The sequence below is a fragment of the Pelagicoccus enzymogenes genome, from assembly GCF_014803405.1.
Classification (GTDB): Bacteria; Verrucomicrobiota; Verrucomicrobiia; order Opitutales; family Opitutaceae; genus Pelagicoccus; species Pelagicoccus enzymogenes.
On sequence record NZ_JACYFG010000006.1, the window covers coordinates 784,111 to 801,492 of the forward strand.

Genomic DNA, 17,382 nt, shown 5'->3' on the forward strand with positions numbered 1-17,382 from the left:
TCAATGATTCAAGCCTTCGCCAGACAACTGAAGAACGATGCCAGCAGCCTGGCATTCAACTCCGAGACCAAGCCAGCCGAAAAACTCGCCGCTCTCAAAGGCTTCCTCAAGACCGGGACCGAAACCATCCTCGCCGAACATCGCAACGGAGCCTCCGGGCTGGACGTGGGCAAGGCCCGCTCCTTGATGATCGACACCCTTATCAGCAAACTCGCTGAACCTGCCATCCAAGCCGTGCAGGAGCTCTCGAACAAGGCCGACCTCGCCGTTTCCGTCGTCGCGCTCGGAGGCTACGGACGCGAGGAGCTCTGCCCGCTCAGCGACATCGACATCATGTTCCTGTATCCATCGGATACCGACAGCAAGCTGCTCGAGAAAGCCCAGGAGTTGCTCGTGCAGGAAGTCCTCTACCCGCTCTGGGACGCGGGCCTTAAGGTCGGCCACTCCACCCGCTCCGTCGACGAGGCTTTCAAGGAGGCCAAGGCCGACATCCAAACGAAAACCGCCTTGCTCGAAGCCCGCCGTATCTGCGGCTCCGCCCCCTTGTTCGAAGGCTTCCAAACCTCCTACCACCTGTTCTACCGCAAGGACGGTCCCAAGGAGTATATCAAGCAACGCCTCGACGACCAGCGGAGCCGACGCGCCAAGTTCGGCGGTTCCATCTACATGCAGGAGCCAGACATCAAGAGCGGCGTGGGCGGCCTGCGCGACTACCACAACACCCTTTGGATGGCCCAGGTCCGCCTCAACCTGAAGGACATGGCCGGCCTCGTGCCGCTCAACTACCTGAGCAAGCAAGAGCTGCAAGACATCCGGGCCGCCTACGAATTTCTCCTGCGCGTACGCAACGAGCTGCACTTCCGGGTCAAGCGCCCCACCGACCTGCTCTCCCTCGAGCTTCAACCTAAAGTCGCCTACCGCCTCGGCTACAAGCAACGCGACATCCTCGAGCGAGTAGAGGTTTTCATGCGCGACTACTATCGCCAGGCCCAGATCATCTATCGCGTTTCCAAGAACATCGAAAAACGCCTCGCCCTCAACACCACCTCAAAAAAGGAGAGCAAAAGCCCGCTCGAGTCCGTGAAGAGCTTCCTGCTCGCCCGACGCAAGGAACGGGTCAAGAAAGTCGACGGCTTCCTCATCCGCGGCCAGGAGATCACCTTCGAGGACGACAGCGTCTTCACCGAGGAACCCAATCGACTGATCCGGATTTTCCGCCACAGCCAACAAAACGGGGTCGAGATAGATTTTGAGCTGAATGCTCTAATTCGAGCATCGCTCGAGCTCATCGACGACTCCGTGCGCCTGTCCCCGGAAGCCAACCTCGCCTTCCGCACCATCATGCAGGAGACCGGCAACGTCTACCCTACGCTCAACGAAATGCACGAGCTCGGCGTGCTCGGCGCCTTCATTCCGGAATGGGGAAAACTGACCTGCCTCGTGCAACACGAGTACTATCATCGCTACACCGCCGACGTGCATACCCTTCATACCATAAGGGAACTCGATGAAATTTTTTCAAATCCCAGCGGAATCTACAAATCTTATCGCGAAGCCGTTCACGAGCTCCGCTTACCGAACCTCATCTACCTCATCCTTCTCCTGCATGACATCGGCAAAGCCCGCGGCATTAGAAATCATGCCGAAAACGGCGTCGACATAGCAGAACCGATTCTGGAGCGACTGCAGATCGACGAAGAAAATCGAGCCTCGGTACGATTTATTATCAAGAATCACCTACAAATGGCGCGATTTTGGCAGAGGTTCGATGTTGATGATCCAGACACCGCCAAAGCGTTTGCCGAACAAGTCGAGTCGCCAGAACTCCTGCGACTCCTCTACGTGCACACGTTCTGCGACGCCAAAGGCACGGCCGCCGGGCTCTGGAACCAATACAAGGACACCCTGCACCGCACCCTTTACCGCCGGGCTCTCGACGTCTTCAAGGCGGAGGGCAAGCTGGACCAGCACTACGAGCAGCACAAGAAGATGACCCAACAAGAACTGCTCTCCATCGATATCGAAGGCGTCGGTTCCGAAGAGGTCGACGCCCATTTCAAACTCCTTCCGGACCGCTACTTCATCAACACCTCCAAGGAGGAGATCATCAAGCATATCCAGATGATCAACGAGCTCATCAAGGCGATCGCTGGAGCCGAATCCATCGGAGCCCTCAAGCCCGTCATCGACTGGAAGCAAGACGTCAACCGCTCCCTCACCGTCGTCAACATCGTTACCTGGGACCGAGCCGGACTCTTCCATAAGCTCGCCGGAGCCCTCAACCTCGCCGGCTACTCCATCCTTTCCGCCAAGGCCATCTCCCGCGACGACCACATCGCCATCGACACCTTCTACGTCACGGAAAGCGGCCGCGGACCCTCTAGCGAGGAAAAGGCGAAGGAAGCCTTCGCCAACGCAGTCAAGGACGCCCTCGTCTCCAACGAGGATCTCTACCCGCGCATCCTCGAGATGGTGCGAAAGGAGGCCGCCGACATCTTCAACAAAAACGACGACAACCCGCTCGCCGAATCTTTCGAGCCACAGGTCGACGTCTATCACGAGCTCTCCCTGCAACGCACCATCCTCGAAGTCCAAGCCCCCGACCACCTCGGTCTGCTCTACCAAATCTCCCATCAGATTTCCAAGCACGGCTTCGACATCACTTTCGCCCGCATCAACACCGAACGCGGCATCGCGATCGACACCCTCTACCTCAGCGAGGTCGAACCCGGGGAAGACTCCGACGGCGAAAAGCTCATGGAATTGCGCGACAGCCTCACCAAGGTCCTCAACGCCGACAACGAATAACCGCAGCCAGCTTCGACTCATAAGAGGACAGCTCGGGCGCTGAGACAATAAAAAGGCACGCCCCCGACCGGAGCGTGCCCAAATTTCAATTACGTTGCGTACCGGGAGCCTTACGACTCCTCGACCTCTGCCCCGAGCTCCTGCAAACGCTTGAGCATGTCGTCCGGCGACTGAGCCTTCTCGAAAGCGTCGCGGGCGGTGATGAGGCCTTGGTTGTACAAGCTCAAGAGGTGCGTATCCATCGGGATCATACCCAATGCCGCTCCCGTTTGAATGTCGGAATTGATACGGTAAGTCTTGTTGTCGCGAATAAGAGCGCTGATCGAAGTGGTCGTGACCATGATCTCGAGACCTGCCACACGGCCGCCACCCTTCTTCTTGCAGAGCACCTGGGAGATGACTCCCACGATGGAAGAGGCCAGCTGAGTACGAATCATTTCCTTCATGTTCGCCGGGAAGGCGTCCACGATACGGTCGATCGTCTTGGCCGCGCTATTGGTATGCAAGGTGCCGAAAACCAAGTGTCCCGTCTCAGCCGCGCTGATGGCCGCTTCGATGGTTTCCAAGTCGCGCATTTCGCCCACCAGAATAACGTCCGGATCCTGACGCAAGGCGCTGCGGATGGCGCCCGCAAAACTATCGACGTCGACCCCAACCTCACGCTGGGTCACGATACACTTCTTGTGATCGTGGTAGTACTCGATCGGATCCTCGATCGTAATGATGTGTCCACTACGACGTTCGTTGATGTAGTTAATCATCGACGCCAATGTCGTACTCTTACCGGAACCGGTAGGACCCGTCACCAAAATCAAGCCACGCGGACGGTAAAGCAAGTCGCGGATCTTGTCGGGAATCCCGATCTTATCCAGCGGGATGAAATCGGCCGGAATCAAACGCAGCACCATGCCGTAAGTCCCCTTCGCCCGCAATACGCTCACACGGAAGCGAGCCCGATCGAGGTAGGCGAAACCGAAGTCCGCTCCCCCCGTCGTCTTCACCGACTGGATGTAAGAGTCCGGCGTGATCGACTGCATCAGCTTCTCCGTATCGGAAGCCGTAAGGTCAGGACCATCGACCGATACCATCTCACCGTGCAAACGGATCGTCGGCGGGCGACCGACTTGGATATGCAAGTCAGAGGCCCCCTCGTCGAAGACCAATTCCAGCAGCTCGTTCATCTCGTAACTCATATAGAAGCAGTATCGTCCAAATCCCGCCCCACCTGAGCTCCGCAAGGAAACGAATCTCCCCTACAAAGAAACCCGTAAAATGCAGCCTACCCTCAGGCAAGGGCCGGCTCGTCTACCGTCACCGACAGCACTTCCTCGACCGTCGTCATACCGGCCATCACCTTGCGCACCCCGTCTTCACGCATAGAGCGCATGCCAAGCTGGCGCGAGAGGGAACGCAGTTGAGCAGAAGTCCCGTTCGAGTAGATCAGTCGCTCGACCTCCTCGTTCACGTGGAAAATCTCGAAAACCCCAATACGCCCCTTGAACCCCTGATCGTGACAATCGGGGCAGCCACGTCCGCGCATGAATGTCGCCGCCCGGGCGTTTGCAGGCTCCAGCCCCACCGCATGAACCTCCCTCAGGCTCGGTTCGTACCGCTCTCGGCAGCTGGGGCAAATCTTCCTCACCAAGCGCTGAGCGAGAGCAGCCCGCAGGGAAGTCGCTACCAGGTAGGGTTTTACACCAATATCGACCAAACGGGTCACCGCCGACGGAGCGTCATTGGTGTGCAGCGTGCTGAAAACCATGTGCCCGGTGAGGGAAGCATTGATCGCAATTTCCGCCGTCTCCAAGTCACGGATTTCCCCCACCATGATGATGTTGGGAGCCTGACGCAAAATCGCCTTCAAGGCCGCGGAGAAACTCATGCCGATCTCCTTCTTGACCGGTACCTGATTGATGCCCGGCATCTGGTATTCGATCGGGTCTTCCACGGTGATGATCTTGCGGTCCGGCTTGTTAAGGAAATGCAAGCAGCTGTAGAGCGTGGTGGTCTTGCCCGAACCCGTAGGCCCGGTGACCAGCAACATCCCGTCCGGCATCGCTATCATCCGCTCGTAGACCTCCTGGTCGTCCGGCAGGAATCCGAGCTCCGGCAGGCCCAGCATCAAGCCCGACTTGTCCAGAATACGCATCACAATGCTCTCGCCGTAGGCCGTGGGCAGACTCGAAACACGCAGATCGTACTCGACGCCCTCCACCTTCACTTGGATGCGGCCATCTTGGGGCAGACGCTTCTCGGCGATGCTCATCTTGCCCATCACCTTGATGCGAGAGATCACCGGCAATTGCAGCCGCTGCGGCGGTGGATTGGGAATTTCCTGCAGCGACCCATCCACCCGAAAACGAACGCGAAATCGAGTTTCCAACGGCTCGAAATGTATGTCCGAGGCCCGCATGCGTATCGCGTCCGAAATAACGACCTGCACCAAACGGATGATCGGGGCGTCATCCTCCCCCATCATGGAAGCAGCGATTTCCACTCCCGCGTCCGCGACCTTCACTTCGTCCGCCAATTTCCGCTCCTCTTGGCTGAGGCGAGCCGACGCCGTCAGGTGCGAGTCCAGATACGACGCATCGATTGCGATCTCCACATCCTCCTCGATCGCCAACACCGGGATCACCTGCTTGCTCAAAAGATGAGACAAGGTATCGAGCTCCTGCAAAGGATCGGAAATTGCCACCTTGAGGCGATCACGCCCGCCCGAGAGCGGAAAGACCTGAAACCTGCGGGCCAAGGACTCCTCCAAAAGCTCGCGGGCGTTGTCCGGCCAGGGAGCGTTCGCCAAGTCGATCGACTCGATGGCAAATTCCTTGGCCATCTCCCGGACCACGACCTTGCGGTCCGTGTATCCCTTGGAAAAAATCGCCTCCACCAACTCTTCGTCCCCCGCCCTCGGCAAAGCCGCCCGCAAAGCGCGTAGTTGCTCTTCGGACACAAGCTCGTGCGATTCCACGATCTGCAGGGTTAAGGAGGCGTCAGCCATAACGCGTTCTAGAAAGAAGCAAGACGCCCCTTCCCGCCAGACAAAATAAACTCGCAGCGCGGCTGCTTTAGAACGCGTTGGCTCAAAGCGTCGACACATCGCCGCGGCATGCCTGCGGACAAACAAAAAAAGCGAGACAGCCCAACAGCCGCCTCGCTCTAAAAGTCCTGCGCAACGCAAACTTTGCCCTACTTGAGCGACATCAAGAACTCGATGTTGTTCTTGGTCACCTTCAAGCGCTTGATCAGCATTTCCATCGCTTCCACGCCCGGCACGCCCTGCATCACGCGACGCAAGCCGTAGACCTTCTCCATCTCCTGCGGGTGGTAGAGGAGCTCTTCCTTGCGAGTACCGCTGCGCTCGAAATTGATAGCCGGGAAAATACGCTTGTTGATGAGGTCGCGGTCCAGGTGGATTTCCATGTTACCCGTTCCCTTGAACTCCTCAAAGATCACCTCGTCCATCTTGCTGCCTGTATCCACCAAAGCAGTACCCATGATGGTGAGCGTGCCGCCATCCTCGATGTTACGAGCCGAACCGAAGAAACGCTTAGGCTTCTGCATGGCCGTGGCCTCGATACCTCCGGACATGATTTTGCCGCTGTTGCTGGCGAGGGCATTGTAGGCGCGAGCCAAACGCGTAATGGAGTCGAGCAGGATGATCACATCCTTCCCCTTCTCCACCATGCGGCGAGCTTTCTCGCAAACCATCTCCGCGCAATGCACGTGACTGGTCGGCGTTTCGTCGAAGGTGGAGCTAATCACCTCTCCCTTCACGCGTCGCTTGAAGTCGGTGACTTCTTCCGGGCGCTCGTCAATGAGCAATACGATCAGGTGAGCCTTGGGCCAATTCTGCTGGATCGAATTCGCCAAGCCCTGCAACAGGATGGTCTTACCTGTACGAGGCGGCGCCACGATCAATCCACGTTGCCCGAAACCGATCGGCGTGAGCAGGTCGAAGGCCCGCATGGAAACGTCCTTCTTGCTGTTGCCGGGATCCGGCGTCTCCAAAACCAGACGCTCCGTCGGATAATACGGGATCAAGTCTTCGAAAGGCGTGATCTTGGCCAGCTCTACGGGATCTTCTCCCATGGCGGATACGATCTTCAAGGCAGCTGGACAGCGCTCGCCTTCTTCAGGGGCCACTGCGAGGACTTCCACTTCGTGACCACGCTGCAATCCGTATTCACGAATCAAAGACGCTGGCACGTAGACGCTCTCCGGCTTCAATTGATAATTGCTGACCTGGTGCACGACATAGCCATGCCCGTCGTCGCTCGTATCCAGAAATCCAGTATCCTTGAAAACCTTTTTCCCCTCGCGGGCAAACTTGTAGAGCGCTTCAATCGCCTGCTTGCGGCTGGACTTCGGCTCGAGTTCCGCGCCCAAGGAACGCACTTCCGCTCCCATGGGCTCAACCTTCATCTCGTAAAGCGAGGTCAGGTCGATCGGCTCCGCGCCGTCGAGTTCCTTCAGGATTGCTTCGCAAGCGTCCTTGTTCGGGAAGCGAGCTGCTGCCGGCAGGTCGCCTTCGATGTGATCGCGCTCGGAAGGAGGAGGTGGCTGGCGCCAGCCGCCCTGCTGCTTGCCGCCGCCCTTCTGGTTCGGGTTACGATTCCCCTTCTGGTGCTTGCCTTGCTTGCCTCCATGCTGGTTCCCACCGTGCTGCTGGTTACCGCCATGCTGGTTGTTGCGGTCGCCACCTTTCTTGTTCTTGTTGAACTTGCCACCCTTCTGACCGCGATCATGGCGCTGGTTTTGGTTGCGATCATTGCGCTGGTTCCGGTCTCCATCGTCGGAGCGAGCCTCTGCTCTGTCGGAGCCTTCCTCTTTGGAAGCCTTGCTTTCCTCCGTGTCTGCCTTTTCGGGAGTCTCTGCGACCACCTTGGCGCGCTCCGCTGGGGCTTCCTTGGAATCAGGCACCACGGATACCGAGTCTTGCCCGTCGGAATGCGACCCGCGCCCCTTGAAGTCCGAGGGACGAAACTCGTTGCCGTCAGCCTTTGCTTCCTTCTTGGGAGCAGGGTTCTCGCTTGCGGGAGCCGCCTCGGCTGGCGCTGGATTCTCCACTTCCGCCGCTACCTTCTTGGCCGCCTTTTTCGCCACTTTCTTGGCTGCTTTCTTAGCTACCTTTTTGGTGGCTTTTTTAGCAGCCTTCTTGGCTACCTTCTTCGTCGCTTTCTTGGCTGCCTTGCGGGGCAGGTCGTCAAAACCGTAGTCGAGCGGCAATCCGCCGTCGTTGCTTAGATCAGGGTCACTAGACATATCGAAATGATTCTAGAGTGGGAGGGGATTCTATTGTTCCCGGAACGCCGGCCACATCAGCCTGGCATTCAAAAAGTTACACGCTATTGGATTTGGAGGTTTTTGATGTTCGAGATCAGATGGTCGACCTGCTCGGCGAGGAATTCGAGGCTGCCATCATTCAGCAAAACGAAGTCCGCAAGCTCAGCTTTTTCGGACACCGGCATCTGCCGCTTCATGCGGGCCAGGGCTTGAGTTCGATTCATTCCTCTCTGCTCAAGTCGCTCGACCTGCGTTTGCGGATCAGAGAACACGCAAATCGTAATATCAACGTTTTTCTGTAGCTTTTTTTCGAAAAGCAAAGGGATCTCAACCAGCCAATCTCCTCCGGTTTGGGCCGCTGCTTCCCAAGTGGATCGCACCTTGGGATGAAGGATCCCTTCCAACTCGGACAGCAGGTCGGCGTCTCCAAAAACGCGTTGCCCTACCTCAGCACGATCAATCCCTCCCGAGGGGGAGCGTACCGCTTCCCCAAACAGGGCGACAACTGCCTCAATCGTTGCTTCGTCCTTCGACAGGAGTTCGTGCACGATCGCATCCGCGTCGATGGTGCAAAAGCCCCGCTCGCGAAACAATTTCGAAACCGTAGACTTTCCGCATCCAATCCCACCTGTCAGCCCAATCTTCATCGCACTCACTCCCATAAGCCAAGCAGCCGCCCGTACAACCCCCAAATCCTTCCAGAAGTGAAGCTTGGCTTTCAGCCGCTGCCTACCATCCTCGATTCCGTAAATGGTTTCCCCCTCTTCAGCTCCTGCCGCCCTCTCCATCGCCGGATCCGATTCCGGCGCCAATGCGGGGATCCAAGCCGACCTGCTTTCCTTCGCCGCAAACGGAGTTTACGGCACTACCGCGATAAGCTGCCTCACCGCCCAGAACCCGAGGGGCGTTTGCGCCATCCAAGCCACCGACGTCGAGGTCTTGGAAGCGCAAATCGAGCAAGTCCTGCAATACTACCCTATTCGGGCAATCAAGACAGGCATGCTCTTCAACGAGGCGCTCATCCTAGCCGTGGCCCGCAAGCTGGAGCGAGTCCCCCGTCTTCCACTCGTGGTCGACCCCGTATCCGTCGCGACTAGCGGTCACCCCCTTTTGCAAGACTCCGCTCTAGAGGCCCTCAAGGTCCACCTACTCCCGCTGGCAAGCGTGCTCACTCCTAACCTCGACGAAGCCAAGCTCTTGCTCGGCCGCGAGATCTCGAATCCATCAGAAATGGAGAGAGCCGCCCTAGACCTTGCCAAAGCGTACCAAGCCTACGCCCTCGTAAAAGGCGGGCATTTGAGCAACGACGACCTTGTTGACGTCGTCGCCACGCCGGACGGCCAAACACACCACTTCCACCAAACGCGCATCCATGGCATCGATACCCACGGTAGCGGCTGCACCCTCAGCGCTGCAATAGCTGCCCAAATCGCCCGCGGCCAAGCAATTATCGATGCCATAGCCAAGGCCCGCGAGTACCTGCGCGCTTGCATGGAAACTCCAGTTCGACTTCCAACCTCCCCGTTTATCAACCACCTGCCCTAAAATGTCCCAAGCCACCAAGCCGCGTCGCGTACCGCTGCTTTGGATACTGTTACCCTACGCCCTAGGAATCGGCGTCGCCCGGTTCATTCCCTTACCCTCTTCTTGGATCCTTCTTTCCCTCGCTGCGCTAGGGATCTGCTTCGCCTACCGATCCGCCAAAAAGGAGGACCGCTCTTGGCATGCCTTCTTCATCCCCTCCATGATGATGTTGGGCGCAGCGAGATTCTTGAACCTTCACCTTGATCCGCATGACCAAATCGCAACCATTCCGCGAGAAGCCGAACTGGAACTGCAGATTGAAACCTTATTCAATGCAACCGACCCCCAAACCGCCCTTGGCATCGCTCGTGTAGTCAAATCGCCAATACAGCAAAGAGAGCTGACCTCCCTTCGCATTTTCTTCTTCCTGGAAACCCAGGCCCTCGCCCACTACCCTCAGGAGGGCGAGCGCTTTTTGGCTATCGGAGTCGTTCGCCGCATCCCATCGTACGCGGAGGGCGACCGCTTCGACGCCTACCTGCGCAACCAAGGAATATCCCAGGCTTACAAACAAGGCTACCTCTTGGACTTGACTGCTGAAGCGCAGGGAATTTCGCGACTGACCAATCGGACCAAGGATCACTTCGCCCATGTCCTCTCGCAGAACAAACGCCCGGACAGCCCTTACACGGGCGCCTACAAAGGCCTGATGCTGGGACAAAAGAGCGAGCTCACGCCTGACCAGAAACAGCTCTTCCTCGCCAATGGAACCATGCACCTCTTCGCGATCAGCGGGTTGCACATCGGAGTCATCGCAATCTGCCTGCATCAGCTTCTCTCCCTCTTGCGACTGCGCAGCGGTCCTCGAGCGATCACAGCCCTCGTCGCCATCGCCTGCTTCGTGCTCGTGACCGGCGGCTCCGCCTCTTCTTGGAGGGCCTTGCTCATGGTCGCCTGCTTCTACCTCACCAGCTTCGGCTACCGGCAAGCCTCGCCCGTAAACGCCCTAACCCTTTCCGCCCTCGTCTATCTGCTCTTGCTGCCCGGCCAACTCTTCCAAGCAGGATTCCAAATGTCCTACTTCACGGTCACAGCCATCCTACTGCTGGGACTGCCGCTGGGCCGCACGCTCAATAAATTTGTCCCCCTTTTCCCGCACATTCCCCCAACAATCCAAAGTCCGTTCCAGAAGATTCTCGTTGCGTCCAAAAAATGGATACTCGACGCGCTTGGCGTAAGCACCGCAGCATTCCTCATCTCCGCATTGCTGGGAATCTACTACTTTCAAATCCTGCCTAGCTACGGAATTTTAATCAACTTGGTAGCCCTTCCCGTCGCGTCTCTCGCTATCGTGTCCGGCTTCCTCTCTCTGCTTTGCTCTCCACTCATCGCTTGGATCCCGCTTAGCGAAGTTTTCAACAACGCTGCATTGCTGCTGATAAAAGGGATCCACCTGTTCTTGGAACTCACTAGCGAACTTCCGCTCTCAAGCATACAAACGCCGGCAGTATCAGCCTACTGGGCTGCCAGCGCCCTGCTGACCTGCCTCACCATCGTTGCCTTCTCCTATACCCAAATCCACCAACGGCGAGCTCCCCTATGGCAGCTTTGCGCCGTAGCAAGCTGCGGCGCTTGGATAGCGCTACTCCAAATTGTATGATCTCACAGAGGAGCGGGGATGGTCATGGACAGGCAATGCAGAGCGCCTAGCCGTCGCACCATTGCGTCACAATCCACCCAATACAAAATGGCGTCAGGATACCCGATGCGATAGGCAGCCTCCACTTCAGATTCATAACGGTCGAAATCCGCCTGCGACTCCCCTTCCACCGCCTTGTAGCGCGGCAAGAAAACCACAGTCTCGCCTTCAGGAGTCTTCAGAATAACCGAGTTCGCATAGGAGCGATAAACCGTCGTGGACGACACGTGAAAATGCTCCAAGGCGTCGAGGCCGCTGCCGAGAAACGCCTGGCATGCAATGTCCAAATCGTCTCTCGAACCTAGATCAAGGGGCCGCCCCACCGCCTCCGTAATCGCTTTCCCAATCATTCGATTCGCCGATTCACGTTCCGCTGAACCTTTCGCCAGCTTGTGGTAGCGCAAGTAATTGATGCCTGCTTGCTCGCAAACAACAATGATCAGCTGGTTGCGAATGCTCGCCACCACATAGGAAGCATTGTCTTCGATGATTGGCGGCATGGGCAAGGAAACCAATTCCATATCCGGGAACTGCTTGCGCAAGTAGGAGAGATTCGTCTCTTGAGCGGCTTTCACCTCGCGTGACATTCGCTTGCTGTAGACCCGCGCCGTATCGGAAGCATTCGGAGGCTCGACGTACAGCATTAGCCTTGGACTGAGAGGCTTCAGCAACAAATCAAGGTGCTTCGCTGTAGCCCCCGGTAAGGCGTTCAGCACATGCACTTCCTCAGCTCCGAAATACTGCTGAAGGATCGACTCTACATGCCGTTTCCTCCCGCCATTGGCGAGTATCGTATCTTCGGATACGAAGACATTCCCCTCTCCGTCCGTCATGAAGTCTCCACCTTGCAGATGGAGGGGCGGACGAACCGTATCGCAGGAAACTCCTAGATCCTGGCGGATCGCTTTGGCCAAAAAAAGCGGCGTAACATCGTCATTTCGACCCGCTTGACGGAAGTTCACGAAAGCCTCCAGATCGTATGCAAGATCCTTCGAGTCAACATCGATACTGGAATTAGAGAACGCATCGATCTCGCCTTCCAGCTGCCTATAAATCGAGTCGATAACGATCAGTTCAGCTCGCTCGTCAAAAGCGAAGGTCGGTCCGTTGTCGCGTATCCATATGGATCGACTTCTCGTCGGAGCATACCGAATACCTTCGCTAGCCTCTCGATTTTCCAAGTGCTTTAGCAAAGTTTCCTCAAAATTCGTCAAGTAGCGTGTATCCGCCACATCATACGCGATGACAACTTGGGTGTGCCGGAGCGCCAAAGACAAGTACTCGCCATAAAATCGATGCATGCTTTCGTCCCGCAAAAACTCTTTGACGGGAATGCTCACCAACAATGCCTGGGCTGGATCCCATTCGGCAATAAGGCGAGCGACGGGAAGCGGCTCGGTCGGGAACGTCAATAGGTTGAAGAAACCTTCTGGGGCAGAGCGGATCGTCTCCGTTCGGACATCAGAGAGCTGAGCATCGCACAAGGCTGGCAGGTAAAACAGGGTAGAGACCGCAAGCAGCGATCGTAATTTGGTTTTCATTCCGTTTCAAAGATGGACGCTAAGACGCGGATTAGATTCAATTCACGCCCTCCGTCCATCTCATTCGCGCGCTCCTGAAGCGCTTTCTCTTGGACTACATAAACATGAGACAGGCCCCGCCTCAATACGCCCCCGCTCAATTCAGATTGACCCTATCCTCTTATGACCTAATCCCTCTTCGCTATGAAATCTGCCTACGAACTCGCCATGGAACGCCTCGCCGCAAAAGACGGCGACCGGAAAGTAGTAACCGAGGAACAGAAGGCTAAGCTCGCGGAGATCGACGAAAAGTACCGAGCCAAGATTGCCGAACGCGAAGTGTTTCTCACCCCGAAGCTTGCCGCTGCCGAGGCGAGCGGCAACCTTTCCGAGGCAGCAGACCTGCGCAAGCAGATCGCGCACGAACGCGCCCGCCTCGAGGAAGAACGCGAAGCCAAGAAAGATGCCGTCCGCGGCGAGGCCTAGCCCTCGCGCTTGAACACCAGCTTGGACGTCTCCGCGCGGGAAATCGTCTCGTAGTAGTCAACCACATCCCCGTAGTTCGCGACAGGTACCGTCGTGTAGCGCTGCGAGTTCTGACGCGTCACGTCCACCCGTCCTTCGCCGAACGCAAGCTCCATGGAGAAGACCCCGAACTCGGTCTCCAAGTCTTGCGGCTCCTTGAACGCATCCAAGGAGTAACCGCTGGGCAAAGCGATCGAGAGCGTTTCCTCCAAATGCCGCGAGCCGATCACATAGGGGGTCTTCCGCTCTTCGTCAACTGGAGGAACCCACTGGATACGGCTCAGGAAAACCGGACTGAACAACAGCATTTCCCCCCTGTTCATGATCCGAGCATATCGGCGGGCAGCAAATTTCACTTTTAGGTCGAAGCGGTTCTCGTCGAAAAAATCTTCGCAAACGAGCTCTTCGATCGCCGCTTCACGGGTACCATGGGCAATCCAACCACGGATGAGATCTTCAAAATCGTCGCGCTTGAGCTTGCGGTAGAGCTTGCGCAACCTCTGGGCGTTTGCCCCGTAGTTGCTCTCTTCCAAGGAACCGATCAGGTTGCCAAACCCGTCGATCTCCGCGTCCACATGACGAACAACCCGGTTAACGTCGGGGCCGTAGATGGGCAGACTCAGCAAGCTCTCGTCTTGGGAGCTGCAGACCAATACCTTTCGCCCTTCCAGATAATGGGGCAACACGCCGGGCGCCGCATCCTTGGTCGTGGGATCGAAAATGAGCAATCGACCGTATACAGGGTGCTCGACTACCCCGGAGCGCTCAGGAGCATCCGGCCCCACCGGTACCGCCAGGATGCAATGATTGAAGGCATGGGGCGAGGCCCATTCCTCATGCACCCAAGAGTCTTTTCCGATCTGCGCAGCAACCGCATAGGACTCGACTCCCACTGCCTTGAGCATGGCCCGAGCCAGCGCCGTCATGTCCTTGCAGTCACCTGCATGGGTTTCAAACGTCCGGTTTGCGTCTTCCGGGATGTAACCTCCCCCTCGATTTAGGTCGATGGCGACCGCCAAATAGTTCACCGACTGCGCGTATTCGCAGATCTTGGACACGGTCTCCCACTGAGACGCGCTGCCTGCGGCCAAGCTGGCAGCTTTCTGCCGCAATGCGGTCTGGGCTACAATCCGCTCAGAGTGTACAGCATCCATATGCTGCGCCACCGATTTCCAATCCCTGAAGACAAGGTAAGGGTAACGAGACAAATCGCTCTCGTCAGGATAGACCGAATACACTAGATTCCCAGTAATCAGAGAGCGAAAAGGTTGAAACTCCTCCTCCTCCACCCCATCCAAATCGCGGGCTTCCCAAATGTGAACGCTTCCATTCACTCGCTTCTCCGCAAAATCCGCTCCAAACAGGTGAGACTGTAACGACCAATTTTTCGGAATTTCAATCGAAAGGCGAGAGAGCGCTACCGGGATCTCCCAATGAAAGCACCAACCGCTCTGCAAGAAGATCTGATTGCGACTGACCGTGTATTCATAAGCAAATACAGTCCCTTCCCTCATCGATTCCGAACGGTCCAATTGCAACATCACCGACTCGCTCTTAAGCTTGTCCCGATCAACAGCAATCTCCACCAAGTCCGTTTTCTTCAGCCGCTCCACTTTTCCCGAAGCATAGACTATCCAACCGTTGAACTTCGTTAGCTTCTCATCGGAAGAGAGGGGAATACCTAAAGTCGCAAATTCGCGACCGTCACGATCGAAGACATGAAAGGCTCGACGCACCGTTTCCTCGATCTCCCCACGACCGCGGTATTCAATATGCGATTCTTCCAACAATACGGCCGCATCGTAGTCTTCCTCGTATTTCAGAACCGTATCCGCAACATCAATACTCGACTGAACCCAGTCCGGATAGCTCGACTTCGCAAAGCAGGACGTTGCTGCCAATACGGAGAAGCCGCATAGAAAAATAGCTGCTCTCATTGAACGCTGCTCGTAAGGATTTCACTGCCGGCCACGAAAGTCAGGGGACGGTGGTCTGCTTCATTCATGGCATCAAATTCAGCCTTTACCAAGGGATAGTAACGAGCGTCCGCTCGAGTTCCCTTCAATGTGTAATGGCGTTGGTAGACGAGCTCGTTCGCGTCGTTGATCGTTACAAGCGACTTACGTTTCACCATAGCGCCTTCGAACTCGTCGCTCGTGCCAGCGCTCGCCTCGTAGCTAAAGCCTTCCGGCACCTCTATCGTCACCTTGTCCATCACTAGGGGGCGATGAGGAAAACCAATCGGAACCTCTCTCGTTTCATCGCTGAAAACCGGCGGAGCCCCCTTTTGGAAAATCGACGGGTTTAAGATCAAGCGATCTCCTGCAACGTCCGCGTATCCAGGAATCTTGACACTGTAGCGAAGAATCAAGCCTTCCTCCCTCGAGTCCTCATGCTTGATCCTGAAGTCGTCGATCTCGGCGCGAGGCAAGCGGGACTGCCAGTGTTTTTCGAGCACGAAAGACTCTCGTTCGTCATCCGTTTGACCGGCGAACGCGCGCTTGATGGCGACGCCCTCGTAACCGTCATACTTGATGGCTACTGAACCTTCCAAGTCTCCGTATTCATCGATTCGAACATCGGCAATTCGGCTAACTTTCGAAAATTCCGCCGCCACTTCGGGAGTCTCAACATCCCGGTAAAACTTGCCCTTGATCAAGATCCCCTTCGCTCCCGTGTTTTCCGCATTGAGAACGCCCAACGGCAAGAAGCTGCTTCCCGGATCGTAGTATTCGTAGCTATTGTTCACAAGTACCGCGACCGCCCAATCCGAAAGATTGAAATTCCCTAGCTTTCCCACGTGGTACGTGCATGTCGAGCGATCCTCCACCTCCGCCAAGGAAACTTGGAAGCCGCCCGCCGCGAGCAAGGACGCAAATAGGGAGTTGATATCGAAGGAGGTTCCGTATCCGTTTTTCAAGGTCTGGTTTGGCGTGTCGTTCTTTTTCAGCTCCTCGATTTCCTCCTCCGTGTAAACGGTGTTCGGAACACTGATGTTCAGAATCTCGTTCGTGCAATAATCGAAAGCTTTCTGCACCTTTTCCTCATTGAGGCCGACTCCTTCGAAGAGCTCGGAAGCCAGCTTCTTGACTCGTGACGCCTTCGCCTTGATCAGCTCGTCATTCACCTTGTCCAATCGACCGGCACGATAGTTCCAATACTTCTCCTGCTCGAGCGCCTTCAGCTCGCTTGAGTAGTCCACCAAGACAAAGGGCTCGAAGTCTCGGCGAGGCCCGACATAGGGCACCTCCGCCCTCGCCGGCAAATTCTTGGCGAAGGTCTCGTAGCCTCCCGGAACCTTCTCCCATTTCGAACCACCATTGAAGCTGCGAACACTCGAAGCCAAACCTCTGTATGGCTTTATCAATACTTCGTAATGCCAAGTCGGATGGTCGCTCAACAGATCGAGCGTCACCCCCTTGAACCAGGCATCAATACTCGTCTTCCACGAATACTCTATAATGCATCCGGGCTTCAGGCCAGGAAACGAGAAGGACTTCGCGTAACCGCTGAAGCTGTCGTTCTTGAAGATTTTTCGCTTCACCACATCGCGTGGGCTCAATTCCGCTACCGTTAGGTCTGGATAGATCACACGCGCCTTGATGCGCGTCACCCGCATCCCTTCGAAGTATTCGATGTCGACCTTGTCCCATTCCTCTACCGCCGCTTCGTCGAACAACTTGATGCGATTGTGAAATCGATGGGCCGAATAAAACATCTCACGGTCGTCCACCGTGATCTTCCGATAGGTGTATTCGCTATGCGCGTCCGGATCGATTCGGGGAGCTGTCGCCTGCAGCTCCTCCTCCGGGATCTCGTCCCATCCTCCTCTGGCCAGCTCGGACTGCTGGGCGGAAAGCAGTCCGAGAAAAACGAAAGACGCGCAGAATGCGAGACTGAGGATGGGAGGAAAACGGAGGAACATGCGCAGAAAGCTACATAAGCACTTTTACGCAATCAAGAGAGATTCAACCTAAGGGTAGAATTTGTCTGATTCGAAACAGACTGTCCCCAGCATCC

11 protein-coding genes are annotated in these 17,382 nt (G+C 56.4%); 4 read left to right on the plus strand and 7 right to left on the minus strand.

The window, feature by feature from the left end; all coding sequences use genetic code 11:
* Positions 1-3 precede the first annotated feature (3 nt).
* The gene (glnD, locus tag IEN85_RS05645; RefSeq protein WP_191616092.1) at positions 4-2,808 is read left to right on the plus strand and encodes a [protein-PII] uridylyltransferase; all 2,805 of its coding nucleotides are present in this window, start codon (positions 4-6) and stop codon (positions 2,806-2,808) included.
* Positions 2,809-2,918: 110 nt separating this feature from the next.
* Here glnD and IEN85_RS05650 read toward each other — a convergent pair whose 3' ends face one another.
* The 4 genes from IEN85_RS05650 to coaE form a co-directional block, all read right to left on the minus strand.
* Positions 2,919-4,001 carry a type IV pilus twitching motility protein PilT gene (locus tag IEN85_RS05650; protein ID WP_191616093.1) on the minus strand — a complete coding sequence of 361 codons (1,083 nt, stop codon included), beginning with the start codon at positions 3,999-4,001 and terminating at the stop codon, positions 2,919-2,921.
* A 92-nt stretch (positions 4,002-4,093) separates the two neighbouring features.
* A complete protein-coding gene (locus IEN85_RS05655; protein ID WP_191616094.1) occupies positions 4,094-5,809 on the minus strand; it encodes a GspE/PulE family protein in 1,716 nt (571 codons plus the stop codon).
* 188 nt (positions 5,810-5,997) lie between these two features.
* Positions 5,998-8,073, minus strand: coding sequence for a transcription termination factor Rho (rho, locus tag IEN85_RS24870; protein WP_191616095.1), 2,076 nt, complete (start codon positions 8,071-8,073; stop codon positions 5,998-6,000).
* A gap of 83 nt (positions 8,074-8,156) precedes the next feature.
* Positions 8,157-8,741 carry a dephospho-CoA kinase gene (coaE, locus tag IEN85_RS05665; protein ID WP_191616096.1) on the minus strand — a complete coding sequence of 195 codons (585 nt, stop codon included), beginning with the start codon at positions 8,739-8,741 and terminating at the stop codon, positions 8,157-8,159.
* 103 nt (positions 8,742-8,844) lie between these two features.
* Between coaE and thiD the strand changes: the two genes are divergently transcribed.
* The gene (gene thiD / locus IEN85_RS05670; protein WP_191616097.1) at positions 8,845-9,639 is read left to right on the plus strand and encodes a bifunctional hydroxymethylpyrimidine kinase/phosphomethylpyrimidine kinase; all 795 of its coding nucleotides are present in this window, start codon (positions 8,845-8,847) and stop codon (positions 9,637-9,639) included.
* A gap of 1 nt (position 9,640) precedes the next feature.
* On the plus strand, positions 9,641-11,278 hold the full coding sequence (locus IEN85_RS05675) for a ComEC/Rec2 family competence protein (RefSeq protein ID WP_191616098.1): 1,638 nt from the start codon (positions 9,641-9,643) through the stop codon (positions 11,276-11,278).
* 2 nt (positions 11,279-11,280) lie between these two features.
* On the opposite strand, the gene IEN85_RS05680 is transcribed toward IEN85_RS05675, so the two are convergent.
* Positions 11,281-12,858, minus strand: coding sequence for an agmatine deiminase family protein (locus IEN85_RS05680; protein ID WP_191616099.1), 1,578 nt, complete (start codon positions 12,856-12,858; stop codon positions 11,281-11,283).
* 183 nt (positions 12,859-13,041) lie between these two features.
* On the opposite strand from IEN85_RS05680, the gene IEN85_RS05685 reads away from it, so the two are divergent.
* Complete coding sequence (locus IEN85_RS05685; protein ID WP_191616100.1) at positions 13,042-13,323, plus strand: hypothetical protein; 282 nt, start codon at positions 13,042-13,044, stop codon at positions 13,321-13,323.
* Here the strand turns inward: IEN85_RS05685 and IEN85_RS05690 are convergent.
* On the minus strand, positions 13,320-15,299 hold the full coding sequence (locus IEN85_RS05690; protein WP_191616101.1) for a DUF3857 domain-containing protein: 1,980 nt from the start codon (positions 15,297-15,299) through the stop codon (positions 13,320-13,322). The genes IEN85_RS05685 and IEN85_RS05690 overlap by 4 nt on opposite strands.
* Complete coding sequence (locus tag IEN85_RS05695) at positions 15,296-17,287, minus strand: DUF3857 domain-containing protein (protein ID WP_191616102.1); 1,992 nt, start codon at positions 17,285-17,287, stop codon at positions 15,296-15,298. Before IEN85_RS05695 ends, IEN85_RS05690 begins: the two co-directional genes overlap by 4 nt.
* Between the last annotated feature and the right edge of the window lie 95 nt (positions 17,288-17,382).

What these genes read in the sequence shown, in the direction of transcription:
- glnD (WP_191616092.1), top strand. Translation starts at nt 4, where the DNA reads ATGATTCAAGCCTTCGCCAGACAACTGAAGAACGATGCCAGCAGCCTG.
- IEN85_RS05650 (WP_191616093.1), bottom strand. Translation starts at nt 4,001, where the DNA reads ATGAGTTACGAGATGAACGAGCTGCTGGAATTGGTCTTCGACGAGGGG.
- IEN85_RS05655 (WP_191616094.1), bottom strand. Translation starts at nt 5,809, where the DNA reads ATGGCTGACGCCTCCTTAACCCTGCAGATCGTGGAATCGCACGAGCTT.
- rho (WP_191616095.1), bottom strand. Translation starts at nt 8,073, where the DNA reads ATGTCTAGTGACCCTGATCTAAGCAACGACGGCGGATTGCCGCTCGAC.
- coaE (WP_191616096.1), bottom strand. Translation starts at nt 8,741, where the DNA reads ATGAAGATTGGGCTGACAGGTGGGATTGGATGCGGAAAGTCTACGGTT.
- thiD (WP_191616097.1), top strand. Translation starts at nt 8,845, where the DNA reads ATGGTTTCCCCCTCTTCAGCTCCTGCCGCCCTCTCCATCGCCGGATCC.
- IEN85_RS05675 (WP_191616098.1), top strand. Translation starts at nt 9,641, where the DNA reads ATGTCCCAAGCCACCAAGCCGCGTCGCGTACCGCTGCTTTGGATACTG.
- IEN85_RS05680 (WP_191616099.1), bottom strand. Translation starts at nt 12,858, where the DNA reads ATGAAAACCAAATTACGATCGCTGCTTGCGGTCTCTACCCTGTTTTAC.
- IEN85_RS05685 (WP_191616100.1), top strand. Translation starts at nt 13,042, where the DNA reads ATGAAATCTGCCTACGAACTCGCCATGGAACGCCTCGCCGCAAAAGAC.
- IEN85_RS05690 (WP_191616101.1), bottom strand. Translation starts at nt 15,299, where the DNA reads ATGAGAGCAGCTATTTTTCTATGCGGCTTCTCCGTATTGGCAGCAACG.
- IEN85_RS05695 (WP_191616102.1), bottom strand. Translation starts at nt 17,287, where the DNA reads ATGTTCCTCCGTTTTCCTCCCATCCTCAGTCTCGCATTCTGCGCGTCT.